General features: G+C 42.3%; 9 protein-coding genes. 4 read left to right on the top strand and 5 right to left on the bottom strand.

Annotation, left to right across the window (positions count from 1 at the left end; genetic code table 11):
• The first annotated feature begins 44 nt into the window (after nucleotides 1-44).
• Nucleotides 45-1,703, top strand: a complete 1,659-nt coding sequence (locus APHWEB_RS01075) for a hypothetical protein (protein WP_020848806.1) — start codon at nucleotides 45-47, stop codon at nucleotides 1,701-1,703.
• Between the two features lie 74 nt (nucleotides 1,704-1,777).
• On the opposite strand, the gene APHWEB_RS01070 is transcribed toward APHWEB_RS01075, so the two are convergent.
• Nucleotides 1,778-4,357, bottom strand: a complete 2,580-nt coding sequence (locus APHWEB_RS01070) for an ATP-dependent Clp protease ATP-binding subunit (RefSeq protein WP_020849235.1) — start codon at nucleotides 4,355-4,357, stop codon at nucleotides 1,778-1,780.
• A 243-nt stretch (nucleotides 4,358-4,600) separates the two neighbouring features.
• Between APHWEB_RS01070 and APHWEB_RS01065 the strand changes: the two genes are divergently transcribed.
• The gene (locus APHWEB_RS01065; protein WP_011450376.1) at nucleotides 4,601-5,347 is read left to right on the top strand and encodes an SDR family NAD(P)-dependent oxidoreductase; all 747 of its coding nucleotides are present in this window, start codon (nucleotides 4,601-4,603) and stop codon (nucleotides 5,345-5,347) included.
• Between the two features lie 477 nt (nucleotides 5,348-5,824).
• Here the strand turns inward: APHWEB_RS01065 and APHWEB_RS01055 are convergent, their stop codons facing one another.
• From APHWEB_RS01055 to APHWEB_RS01045, 3 genes are all read right to left on the bottom strand, one after another.
• Complete coding sequence (locus APHWEB_RS01055; protein WP_011450377.1) at nucleotides 5,825-6,016, bottom strand: hypothetical protein; 192 nt, start codon at nucleotides 6,014-6,016, stop codon at nucleotides 5,825-5,827.
• A 491-nt stretch (nucleotides 6,017-6,507) separates the two neighbouring features.
• The gene (groL, locus tag APHWEB_RS01050) at nucleotides 6,508-8,160 is read right to left on the bottom strand and encodes a chaperonin GroEL (RefSeq protein ID WP_011450380.1); all 1,653 of its coding nucleotides are present in this window, start codon (nucleotides 8,158-8,160) and stop codon (nucleotides 6,508-6,510) included.
• Between the two features lie 52 nt (nucleotides 8,161-8,212).
• Nucleotides 8,213-8,497: a co-chaperone GroES gene (locus APHWEB_RS01045; RefSeq protein WP_011450381.1), complete on the bottom strand. Its 285-nt coding sequence runs from the start codon at nucleotides 8,495-8,497 to the stop codon at nucleotides 8,213-8,215.
• Nucleotides 8,498-8,744: 247 nt separating this feature from the next.
• Here APHWEB_RS01045 and radC point away from each other — a divergent pair, with 247 nt between their 5' ends.
• Together radC and lipB are read left to right on the top strand one after the other, a co-directional pair.
• Nucleotides 8,745-9,443 carry a RadC family protein gene (radC, locus tag APHWEB_RS01040; protein WP_011450382.1) on the top strand — a complete coding sequence of 233 codons (699 nt, stop codon included), beginning with the start codon at nucleotides 8,745-8,747 and terminating at the stop codon, nucleotides 9,441-9,443.
• Nucleotides 9,444-9,505: 62 nt separating this feature from the next.
• Nucleotides 9,506-10,147: a lipoyl(octanoyl) transferase LipB gene (lipB, locus tag APHWEB_RS01035; RefSeq protein ID WP_370882754.1), complete on the top strand. Its 642-nt coding sequence runs from the start codon at nucleotides 9,506-9,508 to the stop codon at nucleotides 10,145-10,147.
• A gap of 477 nt (nucleotides 10,148-10,624) precedes the next feature.
• On the opposite strand, the gene APHWEB_RS01030 is transcribed toward lipB, so the two are convergent.
• Entirely contained in the window at nucleotides 10,625-11,968 is a 1,344-nt protein-coding gene (locus tag APHWEB_RS01030; protein WP_011450385.1) for a dihydroorotase, read from the bottom strand.
• Nucleotides 11,969-11,970: the final 2 nt, after the last annotated feature.

Genomic DNA, 11,970 nt, shown 5'->3' with positions numbered 1-11,970 from the left:
ATTCAGGGCTTTGTGTGTAATTTATTGCATATATAGGTAGTGCCGTGGGGTTTTCTCATGAAAAGACGAATTGTGCTGAAAAAGGCAAGTCAAAGACTCGTACGGTTAGAGTTTATTCCGCAAAAAAAGACAAAACTTTCCGTCTTGATGAGGAAACCTATGATTTGAGAAACCGAATATACGTCTGCTATATTCTTTGTACATCGGTCCTATGTATACTGCCTGTACTTCCATACTACGTGTCAAAGGAGCTCTATAAAAGGGGATATAGACGCGGTGCGGCAATTAGCATGGAGCTATTTTTGTATTTGCATTGCCTCTTGAGTTTTACTCTAGTTTTAACGCAGATTGTACTTTTTCTACTGAAAGGGCATCCCCGACTTTTAGATGGTTTTTTTGTTCATAACAAAGATTTAGCAGTTCTTCTATTGGCAGTTATGTGTGCACTGCCTGCGTTTTTGCTAGTAGTTATAGTGAGATATGCACGTATATGTGACATAGTGAAATCTACTGGGTGTAGTCTTGTAGATGCGTTATTAGAGCGTAGCTACCTCACTGATATAACCCATGGTGTGCCGGTTTTGCTGTGTTACACTGGGGATTACGGTCCCCTTTTTACTCATGAGAGCGTTAAGGATAGGAGGGATTGCGGAGCAGATTTAGTACTTGATATATACTTATATAGCACATCATACCTGTTAATGCTTCCAGCGTGTTTCGGATTGCTTTGTGACTTTTTCCTGCAACAGAGAAAAAGGTCAGCATTGTCAGTTTGTAGGGTGCTAGGTGTAACAGCGCATGTTTTATTAATAAACACCGTTATCATAGCCGCTATAACCTTCCTTTTGGGCAAGTGCTCTATAAATATTGCTCTCATAAAGCTATGTGCAGACGCTACTAGCACTGCACTGCTTAATGGGGTGCTGTTTTCAGCTGTGATAGTAGTGATCGCGGGCATATTTTGCTGCTACGAGATTAGTAATAATACGTATGCATGTTCTACGGAAGAGGTACCTGATGGAGTAGCGCGCTCGGTGCTGAAATTTGGGTTACCTACGCTTGGTTTGTACTTTGTGTGTGATTTATTTCGTATCAGGGCTACGCGGAAAAAACGTGGCTGTGAATATAACAGATACGACTTTGTTGTTGATGTTGTACATAGGATCATGCAAGCATTCCTATTGTTACCTGTCCCGTTTCTATATATTGCGAATAACATGCAAGGGCGCAGAAGGGTAGCAGCAGTGTTACAGCGTACAGGGGTTTATCTTGAAGTATTTCTGGAGAATTTCATTCTGTTTTCGTTATTTTTTTATGGTATACTGCAAATACCAGCTGTAGCAAATTTCTGCCCTTCTACATTATGCGTCCCTTTAGGATGTGTGACATCAATCTTGGTGTTGTTCATTGCTGCTGTCTGTGATTTATATCACATTAGAAAGGTATGCAGATCACAGGGAGAAAAAGCGGAAGACGTTGTGCTGAATAACGAGTTTTTAAAAGATCAACTTTCTAATTTTAGCATATTTAATTTCGTGGCCTCTTGTGTTATTTCTTTAATTTTTAAAGAAGATGCACGAAGCAGTTGCAAGGTTTATGATAACGTTGAAGATGATGTGGGAACATTTTTAGAGATGTCTATGCTGGAATGCATGGAAGGAAGGAATGACAATCTGAATACAGTGACAAAGGCTGCGGCGTAACGCAACCGTCTTGTAGTATTGTAATCCTCCCTTGACGCATATTTCTCGCTTTCAAGCAATGTTACTACATTTTGTTATGTAGCCTCTTTGATAACTAGAGAATTATTTTCTTCAAATACCACAAGCTTGCTACCTTCTGTTATTTTGTCTCCTAGCAATAAGCATGCAAGTTGATTTTGAATGTGTTGCTGTATTAGACGTTTTAATAGGCGTGCTCCACATGCTACATCATACCCATGCTTAACGAGCCACGATTTTGCTCCTTGATGCAGAGAAATTGTAATGCCTTTGTCGCTGATAATTTTTTGTAGATTCGATATCTGTACATCCACAATATGCTCTATATGTTCCTGAGTCAGTCTATTGAATATCATGATCTCATCAAGCCGGTTCAGAAATTCTGGACGGAAGGATAGGCGCAGCATTTCCAACACGGTTTTCCGTACTACAGGATCATTACTGTCCTCCGTGCTATTTATTAGTATGTCCTGACCTATGTTTGACGTTAGCACTAGTATCGTATTTTTGAAGTTTACTAAATTCCCACGGCTGTCTGTCAATCTTCCTTCGTCTAGGACTTGTAAGAGCAAATTGAAGATATCTGCGTGGGCTTTTTCTATTTCATCGAACAATATCACCTGATACGGTCTCCTGCGAACGGCTTCAGTCAGTAGTCCACCTTGTTCATATCCCACGTATCCAGGAGGCGCTCCTATCAGTTTTGCCACAGAATGTTTTTCCATAAACTCCGACATATCGAAGCGCAGTAGAGCAGAACTTGAGTCGAATAGGAACTTGCTTAGAGCTTTCGTGAGTTCTGTTTTGCCCACGCCAGTAGGACCTAGAAATAAGAAGGAACCCATAGGTCTTTGAGCATCTTGTACTCCAGCACGTGATCTCCGAACTGCATTACTCACAGCTGCTACAGCACTATCCTGTCCTATTACTGTCTTCTTGAGCTCTTCTTCCATGTGTAATAGCTTTTCCTTTTCACTATTCATAACGCTATCCACTGGAATACCAGTCCACCTTTCTACGATTGCCGCTATATCATTTGCTTTTATTTCCTTCCTGAGGAGCGTCCCTGCGATTTCTTCATGTTTCTTCAGTTCTGCTTCTAAGGATGGAATGATTCCGTACATTAATTCTCCTGCCCTGGAAAGATTGCCCAGTCTTTGTGACTGCTCTAATTCTATACGGGCACTATCGAGGGATTCTGTTAGCTCGTGCATTTTTGAGATCTTTGCTTTTTCAGCGTGCCATTGGCTGTTTAAATCAGCAGCTTCGGAACTTAGGCTTTGCAATTCCCGGCTAATCTCCTCTAAGCGCTGCTTTGATGCCTCAGTATTTTCGTTTTTCAGTGCTTCAGACTCTATTTTTAGCTGCATTACCTGACGATCAATACTGTCTATTATTTCTGGCTTGCTATCAATTTCGATCCTTGCTCTACTTGCAGCTTCATCTATTAAGTCAATTGCCTTGTCAGGTAAAAATCTGTCAGGTATGTATCTGCTAGATAAGTTTGCTGCTGCTACTATAGCGCTGTCAGTGATCCTAATACCGTGGTGCAGCTCATATTTTTCCTTAATCCCTCTTAGTATTGAGATAGTATCGTTAATGCTGGGTTCTGCCACAAATACTGGTTGAAATCTCCTAGCGAGAGCAGGATCTTTTTCTATATGTTCTCTATACTCATCTAGAGTTGTTGCACCAATACAGCGTAGTTCACCCCGCGCAAGAACTGGTTTCAATATGTTAGAGGCATCCATGGAATCACCAGTAGATCCAGCGCCTACCAGCATGTGTAACTCATCTATAAACAGTATGATTTTACCGCTAGATAGGATAATTTTTGATAGTACGGCTTTAAGACGCTCTTCAAATTCACCACGATACTTAGTGCCCGCAACCAATGCAGCTAAATCTAGCGATAATACCTTGGCGCCTTGCAGCCCTATGGGGACATTTCCGGAAACTATTGATTGCACTAACCCTTCTACGATAGCACTCTTACCTACGCCAGGTTCACCAATTAGGGCAGGATTGTTTTTTGTTCTGCGTGAGAGCACTTGTATGAGGCGTCTAGTTTCATCACTTCTACCGATTACAGGGTCCATTTTACCTTCAGTAGCGAGTTCTGTGAGGTCTTGCGTAAACTTTCTCAGAGCATCGAATTTTTGTTCCGCGGTTTCGCTATCCGCTTTGTCTCCTTCGCGCATTTTTTCTATTAGAGTATTGAGTTTTGTAGCAGTAACTCCAGCATTTATTAGCACTCTTGAAACGTTGCTGTTAACCACTACGAGTGCTTGTAACAACCTTTCAGCAGAGATGTACGCATCGCCGTTTCTTTTAGCAATGTTGCTTGCTTCTTCCAGAACCTGAGCCAATTCTCTTGAGAGATTTAGTTGTCCGCTGCCAGATCCGCTAACTACTGGCAATTTGCTCAGATGTTGTACGAGTGCGTCGCGAATCTCGTTTATGCCTGCATTGCAGGATGACATTGATATAAGGTTTTCAGTCAAACTGCCTTTTTCATCTAACATTACCTTCAGTAAGTGTTCAGGCAAAAGAAACTGATGTCCTGAAGATATGGCAAACACCTGTGCCTGCATCACGAAGCTTCTGGCCTTTTCAGTAAACTTATTCAAGTCCATATACGTGAATCTCCTGCTCTAAAGAATCTCATACATAGTAGGTATGTATTCATTGGCAAAAAATAAATAGTAAATCAAATTAAAAATTGGTACCTTCCACAACATATGCATTGTAAAACACACTTCCCTAAAGAGAATTTATTTGCGTTGCTATAACTGGGGTTGAAAGAACTATTTTGCTTGTCAATGTCCGCTATAAGAAGTACCATGCAGACTTGTGTTGGTATGACGTGAGACTGGATTATGGATGGTCTCTTACGTGGTAGGGTAGCGTTAATTACAGGTGCTTCGGGCAGTATAGGTTCGGCTGTTGCGAAGAGATATGCTGCAGAAGGGGCGAGTGTTGTACTCGCGTCTCGAAACGTTAGTAAGATGAAAGCTCTATATGATAGCATACAGGGCTTAGGTGGTGACGTTATATTGGCTCCAATAGACCTAAATGATTACGAGAGTGTTGGCAATTTAGCTCTCTCCATCGAGAATAAATATGGCTTGCTTGATATTCTTGTGTCAGCCGCCGCTGTGTTGGGGAATTTGGCTCCTGTGCAGGAATGTGACCCCGTCAAGTGGAAGGAAGTGATGGGCGTGAACCTGAACGCAAATTGGTACCTTATAAAGCATTTTGATGCGCTGTTAAAACAATCAGCAGCTGGTCGGGCTATTTTTGTTACTTCAGAAGCTACTAGGACGCTGCTAAACTACTCGTATTTTGCGCCTTATGCGACAAGTAAAGTTGCATTGGAGGCTTTGGTTCAAGTGTATGCAGCTGAGACGAAACATAGTAAGTTATGTGTCAATATGGTATATCCTGGACAGGTTGATAGTGGCATACATGTAGCCATTTTTTCAACTCAGGAGCAGTCAAAGTTTCCTTCGCCAGAAGAGCTGACTGACAAGTTTGTCGAGCTGGCTTCACCGGAATGTACTGTTACAGGGCAGGTTTATGAACTTACAGTGGCTGAGAAAGTAAGACAACGCTCTTTCTTATAGCAGTAAGTTTGCAGTATCTGCGCGTTTGTTGATGCTTCGTAAGATGTGTGCATGGGGGAATTGTTCTCTATGTTCCAGTGTTTTCCAAATGTCTAAGTAGTTGAGACGAAACATAGTAAATTATGTGTCAATGGTATGCCCTGGACAGGTTGATAGTGGCATACATGCAGCCATTTTTTCAACCATAGTATCTAAGCAACAGCAGAGTCTTTTATCAGTAGGGAGCTTCTTGTGTTTATGCTGCATGAGATATGGGTGAAAAGTAATTGTAGACAGAATAGCATTAAGCACTGTGATTTGTGAAAAAGGTGTGTTGTCCACAGCTACGTAATTCTGCAGTACAATACTATAAGAATCACACTCTAGCGCCCAGCCCCGTAGGTAAAAATTTATATTGCTAGAAAGCGTGTAGCCTAACACCTCTTATCTTAATATCCTCCTTTATTCTCCGGCATAATCCTGTATGCGAGCCTCATTTCAATTAATAGGCAGCATGTTCGTTATGTCCACTTGTGCCGCCTCACTTTGTAACCAACGATCGCTTCTAGCCCAGCGTGAAAGCCGTATATACCCTGCTTGGATATAAGTCTTTTCTGCGCACTCGACAATACCAGGAACATCGCTGAGCATATACAGTACATACATTGGATATATTATCTCTTCGCTCATATCCTCTTGAATAGAGCTATTAAAGGCTCAATGTGATAGGGGAACTAGTACATATAAGTGCTGCGATAGAACAGAAATATACGGCCTTGAGCATGAGAAATGCCGCTAAAGCACCAAAACAGTAGGTGGAAAGAAGAATTAAATAACGCTAAAGATCAGTAGCCAGACTACTTGACCAAATGAAGCGCTCTTACCTGAAATGTATCGCGATAACCAATCGCAACGCCTGTGCAGTAGTGCGGGAAACTGGTACACATAAGCTCTGTGATAGCACAGAGACATACGGATTTGAGCATAAGAAATGCAGTCACAACACTAAAACAATGCAGGAAAAGAAGACAGAATAACGCCATATACCTGTAGCTAGAAAATTCTACTTTACGGAAACACCGCAACCTAAAAGGCGTCGCAACCGACAAATCGCGACACCTTTCAAGTTTAATCAATAAGATATGCTTGCATCAAGCAGTATACGAAACGATTCCCAATATTTAAAATCCGCCCATACCACCCATGCCGCCCATACCACCAGCGCCAGCACCAGCAGCGTCGTTCTTACTAGGAACATCAACAACCACTGCATTCAAAGTCATGAATACTGCAGCGAGTGATACAGCTAAATCAAACGCGATACGTACTACTTTGAGAGGATCCATAACTCCAGATGTAAAAGCATTCGCGTAGTTCATAGTATCCACATTGTAGATAAGTTCCTTGTCGTTTTGCTTCAACAAGTGTTGAATTACGCATGGTGCTTCTTCAGAACCAGAATTCTTGATGATTCTTTTGATTGGAGCACAAGCAGCGCGACGTATAATGTCTATACCCCATTGTTCGTCGTCATTCTTGCCTTTTAGACCGTCTAGAGACGAAAGCGCATAAAGCAATGCAGCCCCACCACCAGGTACTACACCTTCCTCAACAGCAGCTCTAGTAGCATGTAATGCATCTTCTACTCTGTCTTTGCGTTCCTTCACCTCAACTTCGCTGGATCCACCAACCTTGAGTACAGCAACGCCACCGGAAAGCTTCGCTAAACGTTCTCTAAGCTTTTCCTTGTCATAATCAGAACTAGAATTTTCTATCTGAGCTTTGATTTGATTAGTCCTGCTAGCTATGCTTTCAGAACTGCTATCAACACTACCTATAATAGTAGTTGCGTCTTTTGTGATTCGCACGCTCTTAGCAGTACCAAGATCGCTTAGAGCGATGTCTTCCATCTTAACAGCAAGCTCGTCATTTACTACATACTTAGCGCCTACTATTACAGCAATATCGCCAAGCATGTCTTTTCTTCTGTCACCGAAACCAGGCGCCTTTACAGCAGCAACTTGAAGGCCACCACGGAGCTTATTGAGTACAAGCGTGCTCAGAGCTTCACCTTCAACGTCTTCAGCTATGATGAGCAATGGTCTTCCAGACCGTGCAACGTTTTCTAAGATTGGTAGAATGCTTTGTACAAGATTAATCTTCTTTTCAGTAAGGAATATGTATGGATTTTCAAATTCCACCAGCATTTTTTCAGCATTTGTAACAAAGTAAGGCGAAAGATATCCGCGATCAAACTGCATACCATCAGTCTTTTCAACTTCTAGATCCTTGAAGCCTTTGCTTTCTTCAACAGTTATAACACCGTCTTTACCGACTTCTTTAACACACTGTGCAATCTTACTTCCTATGTTCTTGTCTCCATTCGCAGACAATGTTGCAACTTGTGCAATTTCGTCTTCTTCTACTTCACGTCTCATAGACATAAGCGCTGTAAGAACCGCTTCCTTAGCCTTGAGAATACCATTCTTTATGCTAACAATATCAGATCCAGCAGCTTTCGCTTTTGAGACTTCTTCAATCACTTTTGCCGTTAGTATGGAGCATGTAGTAGTTCCATCTCCCACCTTATCATTACACTGAGAAGCACTCTGAGTAATGATGCTCGCTATAGCGGCAGCCAGTGGTTCTTCAGGCTTTATACTCTTCATTACCTTGTAGCCATCCTTTGTGATCTCTGGCGACCCATAAGGCTTACTAATCGCTACAGTGAGGCCTTTAGGACCAGCAGTACAACCAACTGCATCTTCTAGGATGCGTACTACCTCCCTAATAGACTTATCTAATACCTCACCCGTGACTACCGTATTTGACATTTTTGAACCTCCTAAACTTTAGACCAATAGAACAAACAACCGTAGCATAAGACTATGCTTCCTTAGCTATTATGTCACTCTCCTTCATCACTATGAACTTCTTACCGTCGAACTCTATTTCATTACCAGCCCACTGACGGTAGTAGACACAATCACCTACCTTAACAGACATAGGTGTAACCTTACCATCGCTGTTTGATGCACCAGGTCCTACAGAAACAACTTTGCCTTTTGTAGGCTTCTTTTTTGCTGAGTCAGGAAGCTGTATTGGAGAATTGGGATTACTATCCTCCAAGGCTTCTACTAACACATTATCATGCAACATAGCTAGATTCATAAACTACCCTCCAAAACGCCTGCAACTCATCAATTACGTCACAGTTACTTTAGCGGTATATAAGCGCCACGAAATCGAATTTCAAGTGCTATGAGTTCATTTTTTAGTTTTATCCTTGAAATTAAAAAAAGATATGTGCCTTCTGAGCATGATAAAGAAAGCGTGTGTCATTCTACATCAGAGAAAAAGTTAGTTTATTTTTCGGAAATTTACATACTTATAAATTGTCACAACATATAGCACCACTATGCCCGAAAGTAGAGATGCTGAGCGTAAAAGACAGCAGCTAGGTCACCGTGAGCGGCTGCGTCAGAAAATTCTTAATGGGAATGGTGATGGAGTGTTCGACTATGAAGTATTAGAGCTCCTTCTATGTTCAGTGCGGGGTAGAGTTGACCTCAAGCCAGTTGCGAAGCGCTTGATGGAGAGATTCGGGAACTTATCGCAGGTGTTGTATGCTGATATTAATGAACTCAGAAAAGTCAAGGACATGGGTGATTCCTCAGTAGCAATGCTTGTATGTGTTAGAGAAGCGCTGATTAGGGTTATGAGAGGGAATATAACAAGCTGTGTTATGTTGGATAAGTGGCCTAAACTGATAGATTATCTGAAGGTAAAAATAGGCAACTCCACCATAGAAAACTTTCTTGTACTCTACCTCAATAAGCGATACAGCCTGATAGCGGATGAAGTACAAAGCACGGGTACAGTAGATGAAACTCCTCTGTACATTAGGGAGGTAATAAGGAAGGCGTTGCTGTGTGGTGCTGTGTATATTGTGATATCGCACAATCATCCCAGTGGTGATCCTAAACCTTCAAAAGCTGATATCAATGTTACAAACAAGCTGCGTATTGCATGCAATAGCATGGATATAGAGTTAGTTGATCATGTTATCGTAACTTCGAAACGTCACTATAGTTTTAAGACTCATGGGTTGTTATAAGCTATAATGGAGGACTTGACGGGGAATATCATTCAAAGTAGCATGCGTGATTCCTACATTATATATGCAGATTATTCGTGGATATCGAGTGGCAAATTTCCAGTGGGTTAGTGGAGTACGAAGTTGCAGTTAATGCAATGGTTTCAAGAGTAGATAAAATAGTACAGGGTTCTGAGAGGGAAATGGTATGGTTGCTAGAGCATCCGCCTGTATACACTGCTGGTACGAGTGCCAATTCTAGTGATCTTCTGATAGATAATCTTTTTCCGGTTATAAAAACCACTCGTGGCGGAAAATACTCCTACCACGGTCCAGGGCAGAGGGTAGTATACGTTATGCTTGACCTCAAGCGCCGGAATAGGTGCGATATTCGTGCATATGTGAGAGACTTAGGTGTATGGATAGTTAATACTCTCGCGGAGTTTGCTATTGATAGCTATTTCAGTAGCGAAAATATTGGTGTATGGGTACAAAATGACATGCATAGCGAAAAAATTGCTGCGTTTGGTATAAGGTTACGTCGGTGGGTGACTTACCATGGTGTTGCCATAAACATAAGTACAGACCTTACACATTACTCCGGAATTGTTCCCTGCGGCATTTTGGGTTCAGGGGTTACATCTTTGAGGGCCTTGGGCAAAGAAGTGACGTTTGAACAATTTGACTCGGTTCTCAAAAAAGAGTTCTACAAAGTTTTTGCATAGAAGCATACGGACATCAACTCTACCTGCTTTGTATACTCTTGTGTTGATTAGGACGCCCGAGAGATAGGGGGTTTGATGCTCTGTTCAGGGTAATAGGGCCATTTGCCAATAAATATGTAAATGACGTTATTGAAGCCTGGGGATGTCGTTGGATTCAGGGTTTTGAGAGGGAAATGGTGTGGTTGCTAGAGGCATCCGCCCGTATACACCTGCTGGTATGAGTGCCAATTGAGGGGTTTAAATGTACTATACTAATAGGAGTGTAGTTATCAAAGACCAACCCAAGGGGAAGACATTACTTTTTGCAGAAAAATCTGAGTAGGCTGCTTTGACAGCAGTGAAAAATGCTTTGATCCGGCCTTATACACTGTCTTTCTTGGTACTATAGTACGATCGCCCTGCACTTTACCTATCTTCTTCCTTACGTATTTTCAGCAGGGCACTAAGTAGGTTGCTTTAAACAGGTATAACACTCTTCTATTCGGCCCTGTATACTGTCTTGCCTGACACTACAGTGCGGAGTACTTTGCCCTTCACTTTTCTTCCTTGGAAAGGGGAGTTTTTCGATTTACTGGAGAATTTTGCTGTGTCTATAGTCCACACATGTTCTAAATCAAATATCACCAAATCTGCCACTAGCCCTTTGGCTATCTTACCCCTAGGAAGCCTTACTATCTCTGCCGGTTTGCTTGTAAGTTTGGAGAGAACGTCCATGAGGCTCATACCTGCATTGTGGTACAGTTCCAGTGATAGAGGCAGCAGAGTTTCGAGCCCTACTATACCAAACGCACAGCATGATATAGGACGCGTTTTCTCCTGAGCAGCGTGAGGAGCATGGTCAGTAGCTATGCAGTCTATAGTGCCGTCTTCCAAGCCAGAAATCATACTCAGACGATCCTCTTCTGTTCGCAGAGGAGGATTCATTTTCGCCATTGTGCCATGTTCTAAAACTGCACTCTCATTGAGCAGAAAATGGTGTGGAGTAACTTCACACGTGACACGCAGCCCTTCACGTTTTGCAGCACGTACAATATCTAAAGCCTTTTTTGTTGAGATATGCAATACGTGATAGTGCGCACCAGGTACTTCACGTAGCAACTGTATATCTCTGCTGACCATTATGCTCTCAGATATATCTGGTATGCCCTTTAAGCCTAATTCTCGCGATACCAGTCCTTCATTGATGCACCCTCCATCGGAGAGATTGCAGTCTTCTGCATGTTGCGCCACGACAACATCCAAATCTTGAGCGTATTCGAAGGCTCGCTTCATATACAGCGCGTTCATGACGGGCAATCCATCATCCGTGAAGCCAAGTGCACCTGCATCCTTGAGAGACGCCATGTCGCATAGCTCACCATCGGACTTTGTAACTGCCCCGTAGAATTCTATGTTTACACAAGAGCTCTCCAAGGCTCTCATCTTGAGATACTTTGCTACCAATACATTCTCTAGGCGAGGGATAGTATTTGGTTGGCACACAACGGTAGTAACACCACCTGCTGCAGCTGCCCGACTTCCAGTATCTACGGTTTCTTTATGCTCTCCTCCTGGTTCTCTTAAGTGAACGTGCAGATCGACAATACCGGGCATCAACACATGCCCATTACAATCTACAACTTCACTAGCCGCGAAAGCTGCTCCGTTAGGGTCAAAAAAACCTGGTCCAAAGTCCAGAATTTCTTTGCCTCTAGTAAGGAGATAACCCTTATAGTCTGTGCCAGATGCTGGGTCGATGATCCGCGCATTTATGTATGCAACCGTATACTCATTACACTGACCACCCTGTAAGAGAGACCAAGTCTGTCTTTCACTAACCACAA

It is taken from the genome of Anaplasma phagocytophilum str. Webster (genome assembly GCF_000964685.1).
GTDB classification, from domain to species: domain Bacteria; phylum Pseudomonadota; class Alphaproteobacteria; order Rickettsiales; family Anaplasmataceae; genus Anaplasma; species Anaplasma phagocytophilum.
This window is presented reverse-complemented; position numbering and strand designations above follow the sequence as displayed.

What these genes read in the sequence shown, in the direction of transcription:
- radC (WP_011450382.1), top strand. Translation starts at nt 8,745, where the DNA reads ATGCCCGAAAGTAGAGATGCTGAGCGTAAAAGACAGCAGCTAGGTCAC.
- APHWEB_RS01070 (WP_020849235.1), bottom strand. Translation starts at nt 4,357, where the DNA reads ATGGACTTGAATAAGTTTACTGAAAAGGCCAGAAGCTTCGTGATGCAG.
- APHWEB_RS01065 (WP_011450376.1), top strand. Translation starts at nt 4,601, where the DNA reads ATGGATGGTCTCTTACGTGGTAGGGTAGCGTTAATTACAGGTGCTTCG.
- APHWEB_RS01055 (WP_011450377.1), bottom strand. Translation starts at nt 6,016, where the DNA reads ATGAGCGAAGAGATAATATATCCAATGTATGTACTGTATATGCTCAGC.
- groL (WP_011450380.1), bottom strand. Translation starts at nt 8,160, where the DNA reads ATGTCAAATACGGTAGTCACGGGTGAGGTATTAGATAAGTCTATTAGG.
- APHWEB_RS01045 (WP_011450381.1), bottom strand. Translation starts at nt 8,497, where the DNA reads ATGAATCTAGCTATGTTGCATGATAATGTGTTAGTAGAAGCCTTGGAG.